Genomic DNA, 19,485 nt, shown 5'->3' on the forward strand with positions numbered 1-19,485 from the left:
GGCTGCGATGGCGGGCGTGCTTTTTGTGGGAGCGACCTCTGGTCGCGATGCAGCCTGTGCGGGCAGCTGGCTTCGGTTCAAGCCGCTATCGCGAGCAAGCTCGCTCCCACAGAAAACTGGCTCTGACTGCGAACAGGGCGCGATCCTTGTGAGCGACCCTGGCCGCGACAGGGCGTGTCGCTTCAGCCGCCCTTGCGGATCGGGGCCGCTACGGCGCCGACGTATTCGCCATCCGCACGATGGTACGGCGCGGGCGAGCGTTGCGGTCTGCGCACGACGTCGAGCCACGCGGCGAGCGTCCACATCAGCAGCACGCCAGCGAGGCCGGCGGCCACCTGAATGGCCGGATGATCGCCCGCCACCGCGCCGGCCGCGTCGGCCAGCGGTGCCAGCAGCACGCTGACGCAGAACACTTCGAGTGAATGACGGCCCATGCAGCGCAGCGCCGATGCAGGTGCGCTGTGCAGCCATGCCCCAGGGCGCAGCAGCGTGGTGGCCACCCAGGCCAGCACCAGGAAGTGGGCGACGCGCAGCAGGTCGAGGTCGGTCTTGCTGATCGGATAGATCAGCGTGGCGATGGACTGCGGCATCAGCGCGTCATGAATCTCCGGCCAGCGCCAGGACAGGCTGAGCAGCAGCGAGGCCGCGAGGAAGGCCAGCGCCGCCGGCATCATGATGTTGCGGCCGATGCGCCGCTCCAGCGGGCGCATGCGGAGCAGCGATCGCGGTCGTGCGCAGCAGGCGCCGATGAAGAACAGGAACTGCCAGGCCAGCGGATTGAAAAACCACACGCCTTCCGGCGCGGCGGGCAGATTCAGCCCGGTCTGCTTCTCCAGCAGCCACAGCAGACCGGACGGCAGCAGCACCCACAACGGTCGGCGCACCAGTAGCGGCAGCAGGCCGGCCATCAGCGTCATCAGCACGACATAGAGCGGCAGCGGGTCCATCAGCACCGGCTTGAACTGCATCAGGATGCCCGCCAGCAGCGCCTCCTGTGGCTGGTCGAGGAAGTAGCGCAGACCCATCTCGGCGATGAAGTCGCGTGTCTCGACATTGTCGTTGGCAACGAACACGACCACCATCAGCTGTGCCAGCAGAAACACGTGGGCGACATACAGGATCCAGGCGCGGCGCAGCACGTGCACCGCCGCCGGGAAGAAGCCCTCGCGCTCGTAGCGGCGACCGTAGGCGAGCATGGCGCCATAGCCGGCGAGGAACACGAACAGTTCGGCGGCATCGCTGAGACCGAAGTTGCGCAGCGTGGCGTAGCCCAGGGGATTGCCGGGCAGGTGGTCCCAGAACATGCAGATCAGTGCGACGCCGCGGAAGAGGTCGACGCGCAGGTCGCGCGCCGCGGGTGGAGGTGCGTAATTCATCGTCAACGGCTCCATGCGGGCGGGTCGCGGACGCTGCGTGCCGTCGGCCGATGTCCGTTACCCGATGCTGTAGGGAGGCATGTGGCCACGGCGTCGTGGCCCATGAGGTGTCCTTGATGCGCCCGCGAATGCTAGCGCCGCGCAAGGGTAGACCAGATGGGCGTACAGGTAGGCGTCTGTCAGCGGATGCTGACAGGCTGCGCGGCGGGCCAGCCGGCCCGCCGGGACTTCAGCGGCGCGACTCCGGGCGGAAGCGCAGCGCGAGCACGACCAGCGCAAGAATCGCCGGCAGCCAGTTCAGTGCGGTCGGTACCGGACGCGACACCGCGGCGCCGTCGTGCTTCATGGCGCGGACCAGCGTGCCGGTGTCGGACAGCGTCGCATAGTCGAATCCGACCTGCTGCGCGATCTCGCGCAGATGGGTTTCGCGCAGCGCCGACAGGTGTTCGGTGCCGGGCACCTTGCGGCCGTCGGCGGTGCGCAGCTCGCGCTGTATCACCTCGCCGGCCTGCCAGTAGCCGACCGGGCGGCCGTCGTCGTCGCTCTTCGGTATCGGCCGCGCGGCCTCGCCGCCGGCGCCGACGATCCAGCCGCGGACCTCGCCCGGCTTGATGTCGTCGAAGCCCGGCTTGTCGCCGTCGCGCAGCGGCGGCGCTTCCTGGCCGTCGCTGACGAAGACGACGGCGGGCGACTCGTCCAGCGTCTTGGCGGTACGCACCGACCAGAACACGCCCTTCGCCACCTCGCTCGAATTGCCCCAGCGCATGCGGCCATCGATCTGGTCGAGCGAGGCGATCAGGTCGCTGTAATGCGCGCACACCTCGATCGGCGCCAGCAGCAGCAGCGTGCGGTACTCGGCGAAACCGGCCCAGCCGACGCGCGAGCCGCAGGGCAGTTCGCGCAACGCCCGCTTGGCCGACTCGCGGGCGTAGGTCAGGCGGCTGACCGGCACGCCGTCCAGTTCGTAGTCCTCGACGTTCATGCTCTGCGTCAGATCGAACACGACGATGGTGTCCCAGCTGTCGCGCGGCAGGTTTACCGGCGGCAGCACGGCGGCGATCACCAGCAGCGCGAACGCGGCGAGCAGCGAGCGGGCGTCGCGCTCGCGCAGGCTGGCGAGCAGATTGCGCAGGAAGACGCGTGTTCTCATGCGCACGTCCTCACGGCAGGTCCAGCCGCACGCCCTGCAGCGTCGTCACCACGCGTTCCCGCGGTGGCTCCGGGCCCTCGTCCTCGGCGGCCGCGGCCTGCTCGATCTCGGGCGCGAGCCACAGCGCGCGTTCGAGGTTGTAGCGCGCCTCCCAGTCGTCCGGCCGTTCGCGCAGCGCGTCGCGGTAGCGTTGCTTGGCCAGCTCGACCAGCGGCAGCGCGTTGGCGATGTCGGCCTCGCCGTGCGCCAGCGCTTCGCGCAGATGCAGGTTGCCAAGGTTGTAGCGCGCGCCCTCGCGCAGGTCCGCGCGTTCGCCGGCGATCAGCGCCTTCCAGGCACGGGTGGCGGCTTCGCTGTCGGTGCCGCGGCTCAGCGCCAGCGCCTGCGCGAACTGCGCTTCCGGCAGGTCGGCGTCGACGCTGCCAGCGGCGGCGATGGCCGCATTCACGCGTTCGGCCTGCCACAGCTGCGATGCCTGCCAGCCGGCGGCGAGCCCGGTGAACAGCGCGGTGGCGCCGAAGATCAGATGGACGGTGCGTCGTTTCACAGCCAGCTCCGCAGAAGAAGGGATCGATAGACCAGCAGCAGTGCGCAGCACAGCGCCGCCAGCGAGAAGAAGAGGCGGCTGTGGTCCTGCCGCGGCACGCGTTCTTCGAAGTCGAGCGGGAAGTTCTGCTGGCGGCCCACTTCAGCCACCGCCTTCGCGAGGTCTTCCGGGCTGTCCGCCTGGTACAGCCGGTAAGTCACCGGCAGCGACTGGAAGAAACGGTGCAGCGACACTTCGGCGATCGACTCCTGCGCGTAGTAGGCGTTGCGCACCTCGATGGCTTCCATGCTGTCGCCCTCGGCGGCGGGCGGAGGTGCACTCGCCTCGGCGTCGAGTTCGGGTGCGTTCAGCGTGCGCAGGTAAAGCCAGTGCAGCGCGATGCGGTTCGCCTGCAGGCCTTCGCGGATGCGCTTGCGCGTCGGCTCGTCGAGGTGGGCCCCGCCGTCGGTCACCAGCAGGATGATGCGGCTGCCGGTGTAGGCACGCTCGGTGAAGGTGTCGATCGCGGCGGTCAGTGCGCGGCCGACGTTGGTGTCGGACAGACCGCGCCCCAGCCCGCCGGCCGTGATGCCGGCCTGCACGACGGCGTCGTGCTGGGTGAAGGGCACGACGTTCATCGGGCCGGCGCTGAAGAACATCAGCGCGAAGCGGTCGTCCGGTCGCTGTTCGACGAATTTCGACAGCAGGTCGCGCGCCACCGCCGATTTCGGTTCGCCGCGCGAGTCCACCTGGTAGAGCAGCGAGTGCGGATCGATGGTGCGCCAGTCGCTGGGCTTCATCTTGGCGTCCATGCTGCGGCTGCGATCCATCAGGATCATGATTTCGGCGCCGCGACCGGTGCGCGTCACCGTCGTTTCGGGCGAGCCGGGGCCGGCCAGCGCGATGACGATGCCGGCCAGCGCGAGCACCGCCAGCGCCCGCCAGGCGAAACCGGCGATGCGGCCGGCGCGGTCGCGCGGCAGCCAGTCCAGGGTCGGGAACAGCAGCGTGTCGCGGCGCCGGCGCAGCAGCGGCAGCGCGGCCAGCGGCAACAGCAGCAGCGCCCAGGGCTGGGCGAAGTCGATGGCGCCGAAGGTCATGCTTCGTGCCGCCTTTCGATGTCGCGCAGGCGCCGCGCCAGGCTGCGCAGCGGCAGCGCTTCGGCCGGGCGGCCGTCGCCGAAGAACAGCGCGGCCGACTGTGCGTAGAAGCGTTCGATGTCGGCGCGCAACGGCGCATACTGCGGTGCGCGTTCGAACAGGCGCGGCAGCGAAGCCGGCTGCAGGCTGCGGCCGGCGGTGCGGTCGAAGGCGCGGTGCAGTGCCTGCCAGGCTTCGGGGGCGTCGTCGCCGCGGCCGCGCAGACCCTTCAGTTCGCGCAGCGCGCGGGCGAAGGGCTGGCTGCGTCCGGCGCGCCAGCTGCGCCAGCCCAGCCATCCGCCCCAGGCGAGCAGCGTGGCCACGCACAGCCCGCCCCACACCGCGATCTGCTGGCGGATCGATGTGGTGTCGACAGCCGGTGCGGCACGGTCCGGCTGCAGCGCGTCCAGTGCGCCTTCGCCGAAGGCGTTGCGCGGTGTCAGCGGTGCGGCGCTGAAGGGCCAGGCGTCCACGCCGAGCAGGCCGCCGGAGGTCTGCAGGTCGAGCGCCGGCAGCGTCAGCGCGGTGAGTGCCTGCGGTGCGTTGATCAGCTGGTGCTCGATCACCAGCCACTGCCGTCCGTCGGCGTCGCGTTCGACGCGGGTCGGCCGGCGTTCCAGCCAGACGCCGACGCGGCCGGGTGCCGGCGGCTTGGTGAGCTCGACCGGCTTGCCGTCGATCGCGAGCAGCACGCGCTGCGTCAGCACATCGCCCAGCGTATGACCGAAGGCGCGCGGCTGTTCGACGCGGGCGGGCGCGCCCTGCGGTTGCGGTGCCGCAGCGGCTGCCGGGGCGGCCGTCTCGGGTGCGGGTGTGGCAGCGGCGTCGACGCCGTTCCCGGGTGCGTCGGTGGCAGGCGCTTCCTGTGGCGCAGGGCTGTCTTCACTGGTCGCGGTCGGCGTGTCCGGCGCGGCGGCCGGTGTCTGTGCGAATGCGCCCTGTGCAAGCAGCAGACTGGCGATCAGGGACGCTCGGATCAAGGGCGTCATGCGGTGGCCTCGAAGAAGTAATCGGACATCGCTTCGGCGTCGAAGGCGCCGTGGATGAAGAAGGGGCGCAGGTCGCGCGCGGAGAAGAAGGCATCCAGCTCGGCGCGCCGTGCCGTCACCGCGTCGCGCCACTGCGTGCGCAGCTTGGGTCGCATGAAGAGCGTGCGGCGGACGCTGCTCTCGGCGTCGCGCAGCGGTGCGATGGCGTCGTGCGGCGGTGGCTCTGTTTCCGCCGGATCCCACACGACGACAGGCACGACGAAGGCGTGCGACAGCAGATCGAGTGCGCCACCCAGGCGGTCGAGCGGCCAGTGGAAGTCGCTGACCAGGAAGACCAGCGCCTCGCGGCCGATCAGCTGCTGCAGCGCGCCTTCCAGCCCCTCGATGCCGCCGGGCGCCGGTGTGCACTGGCGCAGGCTGTCCGCCATCACGCTGCCCAGACCACGGCTCAGCGTGGCCGGCACGCACAGGTCGGCGCGTTCGCGCTGGTCGAAGGCCAGCATGCCCAGCGCATCGCCGACGCGGAAGGCGCTGCGCGCCAGCGATTCGACGAAGTCGGCGGCGACGTCGATCTTGCGCCGGCGGGCGCCGAAGCCCATCGAGGCGGATACGTCCACCAGCAGCTGCACGGTGACGCCGACGCGCTGGCGATTGACGCGCACCAGCCAGTCGCCGGTGGTGCTGCGCACGCTGGCGCGCAGGTCGAGCCGGCGCGGGTCCGGCCGGTCGTAAAGACTCATGTGCGACACGAATTCCTGGCCGGCACCCAGGCTGCTGCCCGGGTGCGAGCCGGGCCGTTGACCGGCGGCGCGCTGTGGCAGGCGGTAGTGGAATTCGTGCAGCTCGTCGGCGGCACTCATCGCGGCGTGGCGACCTTCTCGATGATCTGCGCGACCAGCGCGTCGGCGATCTGCGCGCGGCGCATTTCATAGACCGGGGTGAAGAACACGCGGTGGCCCAGCGTCGACGGCAGGATGGCCTGCACGTCGTCCGGCACGAGGTGGGTGCGGCCGGCCATCCAGGCGACGACGCGCGCGGCGCGCAGCATGGCGCTCATGCCACGCGGGCTGGCGCCAGCGAGGATGAGTTTCTTCATGTCGACGCCGTCGATGCGCACGTCGAACGCGGCCGGGTTCTGGCTGGCGTCCCACAGGTCCATCACATAGCGCTCGAGCGCTTCGCTCGCCACCACGCTGCGCTGGATCGCGGCGGCCATCGAGTTCAGCGACTGCCAGTCGAGGATGCCCGGCGCGACCTGGTCGATCAGCGCGTCGACGTCGTGGAAGGCGGTGTCGAACACCAGCGCGCGGCGCACTGCCGGATCGCGCGGCGTTTCCATGCGCAGTTCGAACATGAAGCGGTCGCGCGCGGCGGAAGCCAGCTCGAAGGTTTCTTCCTTCTCGACCTTGTTGCGGTCGGCGAACACCGTCATGTGCGGGAAGCTGTATTCGCGGTTGAAGGCCGACACCGTGCGCTCGGCCATCGCGCGCAGCAGCAGCGACTGCACCTGCGGGCGGGCGCGGTTGATTTCGTTGAAGAAGAAGGTGGTCAGTCGTTCGCCGTGACGCAGCAGCGGACCGGGTTCGATGCGCGGCTTGCCGTCGGCATCGACATAGGTGTGATAGACGAGGTCGTTCGGCATCAGGTCGACAGTGCCTTCGACGCGCTCGAAGTCGCCGCCGATGGCGCGGGCGAAGGCACGCAGCACCGTGGTCTTGCCGACGCCGACGTCACCTTCGAGCAGCACGTGACCGCGCGCGAACAGCGCCACGTTGATCAGCCGCACCACGCTGTCCTGGCCGATCACGGCCTTGCGTACTTCGGTTTCGACGCGCAGCGCGGCGTCGCGCCAGTCCTGCAGATGTTCTTCCCTGTTCATGCTGTCTCCCGGATGCGGAATCGATAGTGGAGGCGGGGGCGCTGATCGTGCACCGACTGCGGCGCAGTCTAGGCAGGAGGCGACGGGCAAGTTGCCCTGTGTGCGTGGACGAGGTCTCAGCCGGCACTGCGCGTCCGCGCGCCGGGCGAGCTCAGCTGAGTGATCAGCCGGGCGTTGGCCCAACCGAACAGGCAGCCGATCAGCAGCGCCAGCGGCAGCGCGACGATGACGTTGTCGGCGCGCAGTGTGGTGAGCACCGTGGCGTCGAAGCGACCGGGCACGTCGAGGTAGGCCCAGTTCGCGGCGAAGCCATAGACGCAGACCGGCAGCACCGCCAGCCGCGGCCAGCCGGAGGCCAGGCTCATCAGGCCGACCGCGGCGCCGACCACCAGCGGCACCCACACGGTGCCGGGCAGCGCCGTCGGGTTGAACAGGATGGCCAGCGCCGCCAGCCAGCCGGCGAACACGCCGAACACCGCGTGCGCCAGCACTGCCACGAGTGCGGCCGGCGGCCGGTCGCCGCCGCCGAGGTGGAAGAAGCAGGCCCAGGCGATCACCATCGGCCACATCGGCAGCGGGAAGGTCTGCATCGTGAAGGTCATCGTCACCGCCAGAATGACGTTGGCGCAGACCAGGGCGGAGAAGGGCTTCAGTGCGTGCATGGCGGTGTCCTTTCGAGGCGTGGGCGTGCAGCCGCCCCTGCGGTCCCGGTGGGGCTGCATGCGTTCGGGCGACGGGAGGGGGAGCGGCCGTAGCCGCGCTGTCAGGTGCGGCCCTGCTGCACCAGTTCGGCGTATTCGTCCGGCGTGATCAGGCCCTGCGCAGCGGCGACCTGGCTGTCGTGCGCGGGCAGCACGTCCTGCAGGCCATCGATGCGCTTCCACGTCGCAGGCGGCGTTTCGCAGCCGGGCTGCGGTACGTGCGGCGCAACGGCGACCCGCTGGTAGCGGTGGATGTAGCGCGGGCAGTTGATGAAGATTTCCGCCAGCTTCACGCGCACGACGAATTCCGCACCGTGGAAGGCGGGCAGGCCTTGATGCAGCAGCGGATCGTCGCGGCTCACCGTGGCGTCGCCATGCACCCGCACGCGGTGCGGTGTTTCGAAGTCGATGAACAGCATGCCGATCTTCGGGTTGGCGCCGATATTGCCCATCGACAGGAACATGCCGTTGCCGTCGAAGCTCGGGAACGCCAGCGTCGTGCCATCGACCACCTTGACGAAGCCGGGACTGCCGCCCTTGTGCGACACCGACGGGTACCCCCGATGGTCGATCGTGGTGAGGAAGAAGAAGTCGCGCGACTCGATGAAGCCCTGGTGTTCGGGCTGGATGTCTGGATGCACGATGAACTGCTGCACGCGGTCGGCCAGCGGCCGCATGTCGAACTCTTCCTGCAGCGCGCGGTGCTGCGCGCCGTAGAGCGTGGCCATGTCTCCTCCTGAATCAAGAAAGCTGTCCGATGAACGGACAAACCGGTTGTTCGAGGTCTTGTTGTGTGGAGCCGATGCTAGTGTTCGCATCTGCAGGCGGCAATAAGCCAGGCCTACATAGGTGTCCGCATATCGGACACTGTTTTTGCGGATGAACGGACAGGGGGCGGACGGCCGGATGAACGGACGAGCTTCAGCGCAGCGCGGCGAGGCGGACGAGGCGCCGGCAGGCAGCCTGCACCGCGCGCGGCTGCTGGTGACGACGATTGCGCGCGGCTCCCGCCGCGGCAGCCTGCTGACCGAACTGGTCGCGCGTACCGGCCTGCCGCGGCCGACCATACACCGCGTGCTCGACATGCTGATCGACATGGGCTGGGTCGAGCGCGACCCGCTGACGCTGCGTTTCAACCTCGGCCGCGACCTGGCGGCGCTCGGCTATTCGGCGATCAGCCGCCAGCCGGTCGAGCGCGCGGCAGCGACCGAACTGAGCGCGCTGGCCGAGGAACTGGACCAGGTGGTATTCCTGAACATCCGCAGCGGTCTCGACAGCGTGTGCATCGGCCGCTACGACACGCGCTCGCAGATCCAGGTCGGGCGCGGCGACGTCGGCCTGCGTACCGCCTTCGGCATCACGCAGAGCTGCATCGCGATGATGTCGCGGCTGCCGGCGGACGAGGTGTGGGAGGTGATGCGCATCAACCTGTCGCGCTTCCACCGCGTCGAGCGCTACGACGAAATCCGCCATCGCGCGGCGATCGACTTCGCGCTGGCCAACGGCTACTGCTGTTTCGACGGCATGGTGCTGGACCGCAGCACCAGCGGCATGGGTGTGCCGATCTGCGACGCTGGCGGCTACCCGGTGGCGGGCATCGGCACCACCTTCATCAGCGCCTGGCTGGACGAGTCGGGTCGCGCTGCCTGCCGCGCGCGGCTGGAGGCGGCGGCGGCGCGCATCGCGCAGCGCCTGTTCGCGCTGCCCGAGGGCGAGGCATGATCGACAGGTCGCCGCTCAGCGGGTGATGAAATGCACCGCCGTCAGCAGCGTGCCTACGAACAGCGCGGCGCCGAGCACGGCACCGGCGATCAGATGCAGCGGCTTCAGCGTCACCGTGTCGACGTCGTGCCGGCTGCGCTTGCGCACGCCGAAGAAGCTCCAGAACACGGTGGTGGCGATGCGCAGTACGGACGGGGCGGTGGGCGAGGACATGAGGGATCTCCTGCAGCGATGAGGGCATGCGCACGCGGGCGCATCGTGTCGCCACACTAGAGCCGGCCGCACGGAGGAAACAGATCCAGTCGCGCCGAAACAGGATCGGCACAGTTGACGGCCGCTGCCGCGGGCAAGATGCCCGTGCGTCGCGCGGCTAGAATCCGTGCGATGAAGCGCGGCACCAACCTGAAACTGACGCTGATGCTGCGCATCACGCTGCTCGCCGTGGCCATCGGCGTGCTCGCGTCGGCCGGCCTGATCTGGCGCACGACGACACGGCTGCAGGCCGAGGCGGTGCGCAACGCCGACCTGGTGTCGCGCCTGATCACCGACCAGATGTCGCGCCAGCTGAGCGGGCTCGAACTGAATATCGGCAAGCCCGACCTCGCGCGCTTCGCCGAGTTTTCCGAAGTGACGCGGCTGTGCGTGCAGTACTTCGACCTCGAAGGCACGCTGTCGGCCAACAGCTGCCAGCAGGCGCCGCCGCCACAGGCGGAAGCCGAGGCGCCGGCATGGTTCCGCGAACTGATCCGCTACACGCTGAACCGGCGCATCGACCGTGGCGCCGAGTCGGCCACCGACAGCGGCGAATCGCCGGGCGTGAAGGTCGGGCGGCGCGTGCTGTGGTACCAGCCCTACGGTGTCGGCCTCGACGTCGGGCGCGCCCCCGGCCTGAAGATGGGCGAGGTGCTGATACGCGTCGATGCCGACCGCGAAAGTGCGGCCGTGTGGAGCGAGATCACGCGGCTGCTGATGTGGGCGGTGCTGGCCCTGCTGGCTTTCAACGTGCTGATCTACTTCAGCATCAGCCGCGCGCTGCGCCCGGCGGCGGCGGTGCTGGACGGCCTCGGCAAGCTCGAACGCGGCGATCTCGATGCGCGGCTGCCGGCCTTCGAACTGATCGAGTTCGACCGCATCGGCTCGGTGTTCAATGCGATGGCCGGCAATCTGAAGCAGAAGACGCAGGAACAGCAGCGCCTGGCGCAGATGCTGCTCACCGTGCAGGAAGGCGAGCGCCGGCGGCTGGCGCGCGAACTGCACGACGAGTTCGGGCAGAGCCTGGCGTCGATCAGTGCCGAGGCCGCATGTGTCGTGAACGAAGCGGGGCGGCCACAGCCGGCGCCGGACGCGCTGCGCGCCAGCGGCCGCACCGTGCTGCGCACGGTCAGCGGCATGATGGAATCGCTGCACGGCATCCTGCGCCAGCTGCGACCGGTCGGACTCGACGAGTACGGACTGATCGCCGGCCTCGACAAGCTGGTGCGCATGTGGGACGCGCAGGCGCGCGGCCGCTGCAGCTATCGCCTTGAGGTCAGCGGCGATTTCGCCGACGTGCCGGACGACATCGCGATCAACCTGTACCGCATCGTGCAGGAATGCCTGACCAATGCGGCCAAACATTCCGGTGCGACGACGGTCGACGTGCAACTGGAGCGGCGCACGGCGAGTGACGACATCCGGCTGCGCGTCAGCGACGACGGCGTCGTGCGCGGGCCTGACCTGCCGGCGCCACGCGGCAAATCCGGCGGCTTCGGCCTGATCGGCGTGAAGGAAAGGGTGATCGCGCTCGGCGGCCGCGTGCAGCTGTCGGCGCGCGAACCGCAGGGGCTGGCGGTGGACATCGTCGTGCCCTGGCAACTGACAGACGGAGGAACACCGGCATGACGGATACACCGATCAGCGTGCTGCTGGTCGACGACCACGCGGTGGTGCGCGAGGGCTACCGGCGGCTGATCGAGCGGCATCCGCCGCTGACCATCGCGGCCGAAGCCGGTTCGGGCGAGGAGGCCTACCGGCGCTACGTCGAACTGGCACCGGACGTTGTGGTGATGGACATCACGCTGCCGGGTGCCAGCGGCATTCAGACGCTGCAGCACATCCTGCAGCGCGACCGCGACGCGCGCGTGCTCATCTTCACCATGCACCGCGACGCCACTTTCGTCGAGAAGGCGCTTGAATCGGGCGCGCTCGGCTACGTCACCAAGAGCTCGTCGCCCGATCTGCTGGTCGAAGCGATCTGCGCGGTGTACCACCGGCGGCAGACGCTGAGCCCGGACGTGCAGACCGAACTGGCTGCACTGCGCCGCGCCGGCGGCGCGTCGAAGAACCCGCTGGCCGCGCTGAGCGCGCGCGAATTCGAAATCCTGCGCATGCTGGTCGCCGCGAAGTCGCGCGAGGACATCGCCGACACGCTGCACCTGAGCCTGAAGACGGTGCTCAACATCCACTACCAGATCAAGTCCAAGCTGGGCGTGTCGACCGATATCGAACTGATGCACGCGGCGCGGCAGCTCGGCTTGATCGACTGAGTTTGTGGGAGCGACCTCTGGTCGCGATGCGGCGATTGCGTGCCGCTGGCTTCGATACAGGCCGCAATCGCGAGCAAGCTCGCTCCCACGGGAAGCCGGGCTCCGACGACGAGGCGGGCGTGCTTCTGGTGGGAGCGACCTCTGGTCGCGATGCGGCGATCGCGGACCGCCGTCTTCGATTCAGGCTGTTATCGCGAGCAAGCTCGCTCCCACGAAAGCCGCTACTTCCGGCGCCCCGCCGCCTTGCGCGGCTTCAGCAGCGGCGCCAGGTAATGCCCGGTGTGCGAACGCTCTTCCGCGGCCACCTGTTCCGGCGTGCCGGCCGCGATGATCTCGCCGCCGCCGGCACCCCCCTCGGGGCCGAGGTCGATGATCCAGTCGGCGGTCTTGATCACGTCCAGGTTGTGCTCGATCACGACGATGGTGTTGCCGGCGTCGCGCAGCCGGTAGAGCACGCCGAGCAGCATGTCGACGTCGTGGAAGTGCAGGCCGGTGGTCGGCTCGTCGAGGATGTAGAGCGTGCGGCCGGTGTCGCGCTTGCTCAGTTCGAGCGCCAGCTTCACCCGCTGCGCCTCGCCGCCGGACAGCGTGGTGGCACTCTGGCCGAGACCGATGTAGCCGAGGCCCACCTCGACCAGCGTTTCCAGCTTGCGGGCGACCGTGGGCACCGCGTCGAAGAACTCGCGCGCCTCGTTCACCGTCATGCCCAGCACTTCGTGGATGGTCTTGCCCTTGTAGCGGATGTCCAGCGTTTCGCGGTTGTAGCGCTTCCCGTTGCACACGTCGCAGGGCACGAACACGTCCGGCAGGAAGTGCATTTCGACGCGCACCAGGCCGTCGCCCTGGCAGGCTTCGCAGCGTCCGCCCTTGACGTTGAACGAGAAGCGGCCGGGGCCGTAGCCGCGCGAGCGCGCTTCCGGCGTGCCGGCGAACAGCTCACGTATCGGTGTCAGCAGGCCGGTGTAGGTGGCCGGGTTGGAGCGCGGCGTGCGGCCGATCGGCGACTGGTCGACATTGATCACCTTGTCGAACTGTTCCAGTCCCTCGATCGCGTCGTGCGCCGCCGGCAGCGCGGCCGAGCCGTACAGGTGATGGGCGGCCGCGGTGTACAGCGTGTCGTTGATCAGCGTGGACTTGCCGGAGCCGGACACGCCGGTGACGCAGGTGATCAGCCCGAGCGGAATCGACGCGTCGGCGCCGCGCAGATTGTTGCCGCGTGCACCGCGCACATGCAGCCAGGCGTCCGACGGCTTGGTGCGCTTCTTCGGCACCTCGATCTGCTTGCGGCCGGACAGGTAGGCGCCGGTCAGGCTGTCTTCCGACGCCTCGATGTCGGCCGGCGTACCCTGGGCGATCACCTGGCCACCGTGCTGGCCGGCGCCAGGGCCCATGTCGACCACGTGGTCGGCCATCTCGATTGCTTCCTGGTCGTGCTCGACCACCACCACCGTGTTGCCGAGGTCGCGCAGCTTGTTCAGCGTACCCAGCAGGCGCGCGTTGTCGCGCTGGTGCAGGCCGATCGACGGTTCGTCCAGCACGTACATGACGCCGGTCAGGCCGGAGCCGATCTGGCTGGCCAGCCGGATGCGCTGCGCCTCGCCGCCGGACAGCGTCTCGGCCGAGCGGTCCAGGCTCAGGTAGTCGAGACCGACGTCGATCAGGAAGCCGAGGCGGGCGGCGATCTCGCGCATGATGCGGGCGGCGATCGCGGCACGCGCGCCATCCAGTTCCAGCCCTTCGAACACCTGCTGGCAGGCGCGCAGCGGCAGTGAAGCGAGCTGTGGCAGCGTGTGGTCGCCGACCCGGACGTGGCGAGCGTCCGAGCGCAGCCGCGTGCCGTGGCAGTCCGGACACACCTTGGTGTTGCGGTATTTGCCCAGCTCTTCGCGTACGACGACCGAATCGGTTTCGCGGTAGCGCCGCTCCAGGTTCGGCACCACGCCCTCGAAGGTGTGCTCGCGCACCGTGGTGCGGCCGGATTCCGACAGGTAGCGGAAAGGGATGCGGTCGCGTCCGGAACCGCTGAGCACGATGTCCTGCAGCTTGGCGTCGAGCTGCTCCCACGGCGTATCGACGTCGAACTTGTAGAAGGTGGCGAGGCTGGACAGCAGCTGGAAGTAGAACTGGTTGCGCCGGTCCCAGCCACGGATCGCGCCGGAGGCGAGCGACAGGTGCGGGTGGGCGACGATGCGCGCCGGGTCGAAGAAGGTGACCATGCCCAGGCCGTCGCAGCTGGTGCAGGCGCCGGCCGGGTTGTTGAACGAGAACAGCCGCGGCTCCAGTTCGGCCACGCTGTGGCCGCACACCGGGCAGGCGAAGCGGGCGGAAAAGAGCTGTTCGGCGCCACTGTCCATGTCCAGCGCGATGGCGCGGCCTTCCGCCTGCTGCAGCGCGGTCTCGATCGACTCAGCGAGCCGCTGGCGCGCGTCGGCGCGCACCTTCAGGCGGTCGACGACGACGTCTATCGAGTGCTTGATGTTCTTGTCCAGCCTGGGCAGCTTGTCGATGTCCATCAGCTCGCCGTCCAGCCGCACGCGCACGAAGCCGCGCGAGCGCAGGTCGGAAATGAGCTCGACCTGTTCGCCCTTGCGCTCGCTCACCACCGGCGCAAGGATGGCCACCTTGCTCTCTTCCGGCATCGCCAGCACCGCATCGACCATCTGCGACACACTTTGCGCGGCCAGCGGCGCGCCGTGCTCCGGGCAGTGCGGCGTGCCCACGCGGGCGAACAGCAGGCGCAGGTAGTCGTGGATCTCGGTCACCGTGCCGACGGTGGAGCGCGGGTTGTGGCTGGTCGCCTTCTGTTCGATCGAGATCGCCGGCGACAGGCCTTCGATCAGGTCCACGTCCGGCTTTTCCATCAGCTGCAGGAACTGGCGCGCGTAGGCCGACAGCGACTCGACGTAACGGCGCTGGCCCTCGGCGTACAGCGTGTCGAAGGCGAGCGAGCTCTTGCCCGAGCCGGACAGCCCGGTGATCACCGTCAGGCGGTCGCGCGGAATGTCGATGTTGATGTTCTTCAGATTGTGGGTGCGCGCACCGCGTATGCGTATCCAGTCCATGGTCCGGCCGGGGGCAGGGCAAACCGGGTATGAGACCCCATTTCCCGTCGAATTGCGAGCGGCTGCACGGGTCGGGCTGCACGCACTTGCGTCGCGCATGCGTATTGATTAGCGTGCCGCTCGCCGTCTTCCTCCAACAACGATGACAACAGACATGCAGATCCTGACCGTTGCGCCCTATCCGCGCGAGAACACGCTGTTCCGAATTCACGCCGTGCTGTCCGCAGTGCTGTGGGTGCTCATCCTGGTCGCCACCTTCGGCCTGGTGCTGGTCTACCTGCTGTTCGGCGGACTGTTCTACCTGTTCGGCTTTTCCTGGTTCATCACCCACCTGAAGGGCAACGGAGCGCGCATCGGACCGGACCAGTTTCCGGACCTGCACGCGCGCATCGTCAGCGCCTGCGACCGGCTGGGCATACGCGAACTGCCCGAGTGCTACCTGATCCAGTCCGACGGCATCCTGAACGCGCTGGCGGCCAAATTCCTGGGTCGCCACTACGTCGTGCTGTTCTCGCCCATCGTCGATGCGCTGGAGGAGCGTCCGGATTCACTGGATTTCTACATCGGGCACGAACTGGCGCACATCCACCGCAAGCACACCGGCCTGCTGCGTTCGGTCTTTCTCTGGCCGTCGGCTTTCCTGCCTTTGATCGGTGCCGCCTACCGCCGCGCCCAGGAATACACCTGCGACCGTTATGGTCTTGCGCTGTGCCCGAAGCCGGAGGATGCCGAACGCGCTTTGGCGGTCGTAGTGGGTGGGTCGCGCCGGTGGATGACGCTGAACAGCGACACCTTCATCGGTCAAAGCGCCGAAAGCGGCGGCTTCTGGATGTCTTTCAACGAGCTGACTTCGGACTACCCCTGGCTGTCCAAGCGCATGCTGGCGCTGCGCGCGCTGTCGTCCGGCCGCGAATTGCGGGTGCCGCGACGCAGCCTGCGCGCCAAGCTGCTGGCGCTGTTCGTGCCGCGCTTTCCCGGGATTGGCGGCGGCGGCGGCCTGATCATGCTGGTCGCGCTCGTCGGCGTGATGGCGGCCATCGCCATTCCGCAGTACGAGGACTACGTGAAGCGCGCCCGCCTGGCGCAGGTCGATGCGGCCGCCGGCACGCTGCTGCAGCATCTGCAGACCGAGGCGGCCACGCTGGAACAGGCGAACACCCTGTTGTCCGCGCTCGACCGCGTGCCGGCGGTACAGGCGCTGCAGGCGGTGGCAAGCGTGGACATGCGCGAGGGCGGTACGGTAATCGTGACGCCGCTGGGCCGGCCCGGCGGCCAGGACGACGCGCTGGCCTTCGTGCCCTCGCTGGATGACGTCAGCGGCGCGGTCCAGTGGCAGTGCCAGACCGAGCGACCTGAGCCCCGCCGGCCGTCCTGGTGCCGCTGAAACCGGGCGGCGGTGACAGAGAGGCCGTGGCAGTGGCCGCGGCTTTGCTAGAATTCGGCGGTTCCTTCGCCGTCCCGCCATGACTTCCCCTATTTCAGACCGCATGACCCGCACCGAATGGCGTGCGGGCGTGGCGCTCGCATTCATTCTCGCCTTGCGCATGCTCGGCCTGTTCCTCGTGCTGCCGGTGTTTTCGGTGTTCGCGCGGACGCTGCCCGGCGGCGACAACATCTTCATGGCCGGGCTGGCCTTCGGCGTGTTCGGTCTCGCCCAGGCCTTCATGCAGATTCCGTTCGGCATCGCCTCCGACCGCTTCGGTCGCAAGCCGGTCATCGTCGTCGGTCTGCTGCTGTACGCGGCGGGCAGCCTGATGGCGATGTGGGCGCCGGACATCCACTGGATGATCGCGGCGCGCATCCTGCAGGGTACCGGCGCCATTTCCGCCGCGGTGACCGCGCTTGCCGCCGATCTGGTGCGCGACCAGCACCGCACCAAGGTGATGGCGATGATAGGTTCGACCATCGGCCTCGTGTTCGCCGGTTCTCTGGTGCTGTCGCCGGCGCTTTACGGCTGGGTGGGCATGGACGGCATGTTCCTGTTCATCGCCGTGCTGGCACTGACCGCGATTCCGGTGCTGCTCAAGGTGGTGCCGGATCCGGACCACGCGCCGGTGGTGCAGCCGACGCCGTTTGCGCGGGTGATCGCCGACCGTCAGCTGATGCGCCTCAACTTCGGCATGTTCACCGTGCACATGGTGCAGATGGCCATGTTCCTGATGGTGCCGCTGGCGCTGGTCGAAGTGATGGGCGTGCCGGTGGCCGAACACTGGACGCTCTACCTGCCCATCGTGCTGGCCAGTTTCGTCGTCATGGTGCCGGCCATCGTCTGGGCGGAAAAGCGGGCGCGCGTGAAGTCGGTGTTCCTGGCGTCCATCGTCACGCTGATCGTTTCGCAGTTCATCTTCCTGGCGCAGGTCGACCTGATGTGGGTGCTGGTCGGCGGGCTGTTCGTGTTCTTCATTGCCTTCAATCTGCTGGAGGCGCTGCTGCCCTCGCTGGTGTCGCGCATCGCGCCGCCGGCGGCCAAGGGTGCGGCGCTCGGTGTGTTCAATACCGCACAGTCCATCGGCGCCGCCACCGGCAGCGCCATCGGCGGGGCGATCGCGCTGCGTTTCGGCGCCGCTGGCGTGTTCGGCTTCTGCATTGCGCTGGCCATCGCCTGGTGGCTGTGGGCACGCAGCATGCAAGCGCCGCCGGTGGTTGCACTGCGCGAGTACGCGATCGGCGATCATGTCGACATCGAGTGGCTGCGCGAGCGCCTGCTCGAACTGCCGGGTGTCAGGGAAGCCAGCGTCGAACGGGAGCGCCGGATGGCGTATCTGAAGGTGAATCTGGAACTGTGGGACGAAGAGGGCGTACGCCGGCTGCTCGATGCGCCGGCCGTTGCCTGAAATTCATATGGAATAATGGCGCAGCGCCCGTCCGGTGCGTAGCGCCTCTGTCAGAAACGAAATACACGAATCTCGCGGGAGGAAAATCATGGCTTCAGTAAACAAGGTCATCATCGTCGGCAACCTGGGCCGCGATCCGGAAACCCGCTACGCGCCAAACGGCGACGCGATCTGCAACATCACGGTGGCGACCACCGACAGCTGGAAGGACAAGCAGACCGGCGAGAAGAAGGAACAGACAGAGTGGCATCGCGTGTCCTTCTACGGCCGCCTGGCCGAGATCGCCGGCCAGTACCTGCGCAAGGGCTCGGCCGTCTATGTCGAGGGCAGCCTGCGCACCCGCAAGTGGCAGGACAAGGAAGGTCAGGACCGCTACACCACCGAAATCCGCGCCGAGCAGATGCAGATGCTGGGCAGTCGTCAGGGCTCGGGTGGCGGCGGTGGCGGTGAAAGCTACGGCGGCGGTGGCGGTGGTGGTTACGGCGGTGGCGACGATTTCGATCAGGCACCGCGCCAGTCCGCGCCGCGTCAGGCGCCCAGCCGTCCGGCGCCGGCGCCGCAGTCGGCACCGCCGTCCTCGTCCGGTGGCTTCGGCGGCATGGACGACGACATTCCGTTCTGACGCGAACGGTCAGTCCGGAAAGAAAACGGCGCGCCCGCGGGTGCGCCGTTTTTTTTCAGCGCGCCATCGCCCGCCCGGGCCGCGCGGCGACGAAGGCGCCCGCCGACACGCAGATCAGGCCGGCGACCAGCCAGCCGGACAGCGGCTCGTCGAGCAGCGGCGCCGCGGCGACGCCGGCCAGTACCGGCACCAGCGCCACCAGCGCGCCGGTGCGTTCGGCGCCCAGCTCATGCACCGCCTTCAGGAACAGCATCATCGCCACGATGGTGACGCCGGCGCCCTGGTAGAGACCCTGCAGCACCAGCATGCCGGTCGGCACCTGGTCGAGCGCCTTGGGCAGCCACAGCAGATAGACCGGCAGGTAGAGCGCGGTCGAGCCGAGCGCGACGAAGCGGGTCAGCGTCCAGGCGTCGCGCTTCCATTTCTTCGCCAGCACGCTGTACAGCGCCCACGCGGCCGAGCCGCCGAGCAGCAGCAGGTCGCCCAGCAGCATGTCGTGTGTCCATGCGTGGCCGCCGGCGGAGTAGTGCACCGCCACGCAGGCAATGCCCAGCGCAATGCCGGCCAGGCCGACCATGCGCCCGGCACCCGGTCGCGAGCCGAGCACCCACCAGGCGGCCGCGGCGACCAGGAAGGGCTGCATGCCCGGCAGCAGGATGGCGCCGTGCGCGGCCGGTGCGTACTTGAAGGCGGCGAACACGAACAGGCCGTAGATGAGGCCGCCGAGCAGGGTCAGCGTCCACAATTGCGCGTCGCGCCAGGCGCCGCGCGGCAGGCTGCCGGCGAAAGGCAGCAGCAACAGTGCGGCCGTGCCCAGGCGCAGCGCCAGCGTGTCCCAGGCGGTCAGCGGGCTCTTGCCGCCGTAGCGGGATACCAGGATGAAGCCGGTCCAGATGGCGACGGTACCGGCGGCGGCGAGATAGCCGGTGGTACGCGGGGACGGGGTGAAGCGGGGCATTG

Annotated in this window: 18 protein-coding genes; 6 read left to right on the plus strand and 12 right to left on the minus strand. The window is 68.8% G+C overall.

Features of this window, described 5'->3' with window-relative positions; translation table 11 throughout:
• Positions 1-182 precede the first annotated feature (182 nt).
• From WJU27_RS20245 to WJU27_RS20285, 9 genes are all read right to left on the minus strand, one after another.
• The gene (locus WJU27_RS20245; RefSeq protein WP_341423242.1) at positions 183-1,376 is read right to left on the minus strand and encodes an OpgC family protein; all 1,194 of its coding nucleotides are present in this window, start codon (positions 1,374-1,376) and stop codon (positions 183-185) included.
• A 229-nt stretch (positions 1,377-1,605) separates the two neighbouring features.
• The gene (locus WJU27_RS20250) at positions 1,606-2,526 is read right to left on the minus strand and encodes an MxaL protein (RefSeq protein WP_296807155.1); all 921 of its coding nucleotides are present in this window, start codon (positions 2,524-2,526) and stop codon (positions 1,606-1,608) included.
• A 10-nt stretch (positions 2,527-2,536) separates the two neighbouring features.
• Complete coding sequence (locus WJU27_RS20255; protein ID WP_341423243.1) at positions 2,537-3,073, minus strand: MxaK protein; 537 nt, start codon at positions 3,071-3,073, stop codon at positions 2,537-2,539.
• Complete coding sequence (locus WJU27_RS20260; protein WP_296807161.1) at positions 3,070-4,152, minus strand: vWA domain-containing protein; 1,083 nt, start codon at positions 4,150-4,152, stop codon at positions 3,070-3,072. The genes WJU27_RS20255 and WJU27_RS20260 overlap by 4 nt, the downstream gene beginning before the upstream one ends.
• A complete protein-coding gene (locus tag WJU27_RS20265; protein WP_341423244.1) occupies positions 4,149-5,180 on the minus strand; it encodes a hypothetical protein in 1,032 nt (343 codons plus the stop codon). The genes WJU27_RS20260 and WJU27_RS20265 overlap by 4 nt, the downstream gene beginning before the upstream one ends.
• Entirely contained in the window at positions 5,177-6,040 is an 864-nt protein-coding gene (locus tag WJU27_RS20270; protein WP_341423245.1) for a DUF58 domain-containing protein, read from the minus strand. Before WJU27_RS20270 ends, WJU27_RS20265 begins: the two co-directional genes overlap by 4 nt.
• Complete coding sequence (locus tag WJU27_RS20275; RefSeq protein WP_020165718.1) at positions 6,037-7,059, minus strand: AAA family ATPase; 1,023 nt, start codon at positions 7,057-7,059, stop codon at positions 6,037-6,039. The genes WJU27_RS20270 and WJU27_RS20275 overlap by 4 nt, the downstream gene beginning before the upstream one ends.
• 116 nt (positions 7,060-7,175) lie before the next feature.
• A complete protein-coding gene (locus WJU27_RS20280; RefSeq protein WP_341423246.1) occupies positions 7,176-7,721 on the minus strand; it encodes a DUF1097 domain-containing protein in 546 nt (181 codons plus the stop codon).
• A gap of 101 nt (positions 7,722-7,822) precedes the next feature.
• Positions 7,823-8,488 carry a pyridoxamine 5'-phosphate oxidase family protein gene (locus WJU27_RS20285; protein ID WP_341423247.1) on the minus strand — a complete coding sequence of 222 codons (666 nt, stop codon included), beginning with the start codon at positions 8,486-8,488 and terminating at the stop codon, positions 7,823-7,825.
• A gap of 178 nt (positions 8,489-8,666) precedes the next feature.
• Here WJU27_RS20285 and WJU27_RS20290 point away from each other — a divergent pair, with 178 nt between their 5' ends.
• Positions 8,667-9,482: an IclR family transcriptional regulator gene (locus WJU27_RS20290; protein ID WP_341423248.1), complete on the plus strand. Its 816-nt coding sequence runs from the start codon at positions 8,667-8,669 to the stop codon at positions 9,480-9,482.
• 15 nt (positions 9,483-9,497) lie between these two features.
• On the opposite strand, the gene WJU27_RS20295 is transcribed toward WJU27_RS20290, so the two are convergent.
• On the minus strand, positions 9,498-9,695 hold the full coding sequence (locus WJU27_RS20295; RefSeq protein WP_341423249.1) for a DUF2970 domain-containing protein: 198 nt from the start codon (positions 9,693-9,695) through the stop codon (positions 9,498-9,500).
• Positions 9,696-9,866: 171 nt separating this feature from the next.
• Here WJU27_RS20295 and WJU27_RS20300 point away from each other — a divergent pair, with 171 nt between their 5' ends.
• Both WJU27_RS20300 and WJU27_RS20305 read left to right on the plus strand, forming a co-directional pair.
• Entirely contained in the window at positions 9,867-11,363 is a 1,497-nt protein-coding gene (locus tag WJU27_RS20300) for a sensor histidine kinase (protein ID WP_296807184.1), read from the plus strand.
• Positions 11,360-12,007 carry a response regulator transcription factor gene (locus tag WJU27_RS20305; RefSeq protein WP_341423250.1) on the plus strand — a complete coding sequence of 216 codons (648 nt, stop codon included), beginning with the start codon at positions 11,360-11,362 and terminating at the stop codon, positions 12,005-12,007. The genes WJU27_RS20300 and WJU27_RS20305 overlap by 4 nt, the downstream gene beginning before the upstream one ends.
• A gap of 221 nt (positions 12,008-12,228) precedes the next feature.
• On the opposite strand, the gene uvrA is transcribed toward WJU27_RS20305, so the two are convergent.
• Positions 12,229-15,069 carry an excinuclease ABC subunit UvrA gene (gene uvrA, locus WJU27_RS20310; protein ID WP_020165711.1) on the minus strand — a complete coding sequence of 947 codons (2,841 nt, stop codon included), beginning with the start codon at positions 15,067-15,069 and terminating at the stop codon, positions 12,229-12,231.
• A gap of 154 nt (positions 15,070-15,223) precedes the next feature.
• Here uvrA and WJU27_RS20315 point away from each other — a divergent pair, with 154 nt between their 5' ends.
• The 3 genes from WJU27_RS20315 (at position 15,224) to ssb (ending at position 18,525) form a co-directional block, all read left to right on the plus strand.
• Positions 15,224-16,453 carry a M48 family metalloprotease gene (locus tag WJU27_RS20315; RefSeq protein ID WP_304001695.1) on the plus strand — a complete coding sequence of 410 codons (1,230 nt, stop codon included), beginning with the start codon at positions 15,224-15,226 and terminating at the stop codon, positions 16,451-16,453.
• Between the two features lie 103 nt (positions 16,454-16,556).
• On the plus strand, positions 16,557-17,903 hold the full coding sequence (locus tag WJU27_RS20320; RefSeq protein WP_341423251.1) for an MFS transporter: 1,347 nt from the start codon (positions 16,557-16,559) through the stop codon (positions 17,901-17,903).
• An 88-nt stretch (positions 17,904-17,991) separates the two neighbouring features.
• Positions 17,992-18,525 (plus strand): single-stranded DNA-binding protein, encoded by a 534-nt coding sequence (gene ssb / locus WJU27_RS20325; protein ID WP_020165708.1) that lies wholly within the window; start codon positions 17,992-17,994, stop codon positions 18,523-18,525.
• A gap of 55 nt (positions 18,526-18,580) precedes the next feature.
• Here the strand turns inward: ssb and WJU27_RS20330 are convergent, their stop codons facing one another.
• Positions 18,581-19,483, minus strand: a complete 903-nt coding sequence (locus tag WJU27_RS20330) for a DMT family transporter (RefSeq protein WP_341423252.1) — start codon at positions 19,481-19,483, stop codon at positions 18,581-18,583.
• Between the last annotated feature and the right edge of the window lie 2 nt (positions 19,484-19,485).

It is taken from the genome of Methyloversatilis sp. NSM2 (assembly GCF_038066675.1).
GTDB classification, from domain to species: Bacteria; Pseudomonadota; Gammaproteobacteria; order Burkholderiales; family Rhodocyclaceae; genus Methyloversatilis; species Methyloversatilis discipulorum_A.

What these genes read in the sequence shown, in the direction of transcription:
- WJU27_RS20280 (WP_341423246.1), bottom strand. Translation starts at nt 7,721, where the DNA reads ATGCACGCACTGAAGCCCTTCTCCGCCCTGGTCTGCGCCAACGTCATT.
- WJU27_RS20275 (WP_020165718.1), bottom strand. Translation starts at nt 7,059, where the DNA reads ATGAACAGGGAAGAACATCTGCAGGACTGGCGCGACGCCGCGCTGCGC.
- WJU27_RS20265 (WP_341423244.1), bottom strand. Translation starts at nt 5,180, where the DNA reads ATGACGCCCTTGATCCGAGCGTCCCTGATCGCCAGTCTGCTGCTTGCA.
- WJU27_RS20270 (WP_341423245.1), bottom strand. Translation starts at nt 6,040, where the DNA reads ATGAGTGCCGCCGACGAGCTGCACGAATTCCACTACCGCCTGCCACAG.
- WJU27_RS20330 (WP_341423252.1), bottom strand. Translation starts at nt 19,483, where the DNA reads ATGCCCCGCTTCACCCCGTCCCCGCGTACCACCGGCTATCTCGCCGCC.
- WJU27_RS20285 (WP_341423247.1), bottom strand. Translation starts at nt 8,488, where the DNA reads ATGGCCACGCTCTACGGCGCGCAGCACCGCGCGCTGCAGGAAGAGTTC.
- WJU27_RS20250 (WP_296807155.1), bottom strand. Translation starts at nt 2,526, where the DNA reads ATGAGAACACGCGTCTTCCTGCGCAATCTGCTCGCCAGCCTGCGCGAG.
- WJU27_RS20320 (WP_341423251.1), top strand. Translation starts at nt 16,557, where the DNA reads ATGACCCGCACCGAATGGCGTGCGGGCGTGGCGCTCGCATTCATTCTC.
- WJU27_RS20295 (WP_341423249.1), bottom strand. Translation starts at nt 9,695, where the DNA reads ATGTCCTCGCCCACCGCCCCGTCCGTACTGCGCATCGCCACCACCGTG.
- uvrA (WP_020165711.1), bottom strand. Translation starts at nt 15,069, where the DNA reads ATGGACTGGATACGCATACGCGGTGCGCGCACCCACAATCTGAAGAAC.
- WJU27_RS20260 (WP_296807161.1), bottom strand. Translation starts at nt 4,152, where the DNA reads ATGACCTTCGGCGCCATCGACTTCGCCCAGCCCTGGGCGCTGCTGCTG.
- WJU27_RS20305 (WP_341423250.1), top strand. Translation starts at nt 11,360, where the DNA reads ATGACGGATACACCGATCAGCGTGCTGCTGGTCGACGACCACGCGGTG.
- WJU27_RS20290 (WP_341423248.1), top strand. Translation starts at nt 8,667, where the DNA reads ATGAACGGACGAGCTTCAGCGCAGCGCGGCGAGGCGGACGAGGCGCCG.
- WJU27_RS20245 (WP_341423242.1), bottom strand. Translation starts at nt 1,376, where the DNA reads ATGAATTACGCACCTCCACCCGCGGCGCGCGACCTGCGCGTCGACCTC.
- WJU27_RS20300 (WP_296807184.1), top strand. Translation starts at nt 9,867, where the DNA reads ATGAAGCGCGGCACCAACCTGAAACTGACGCTGATGCTGCGCATCACG.
- WJU27_RS20315 (WP_304001695.1), top strand. Translation starts at nt 15,224, where the DNA reads ATGCAGATCCTGACCGTTGCGCCCTATCCGCGCGAGAACACGCTGTTC.
- ssb (WP_020165708.1), top strand. Translation starts at nt 17,992, where the DNA reads ATGGCTTCAGTAAACAAGGTCATCATCGTCGGCAACCTGGGCCGCGAT.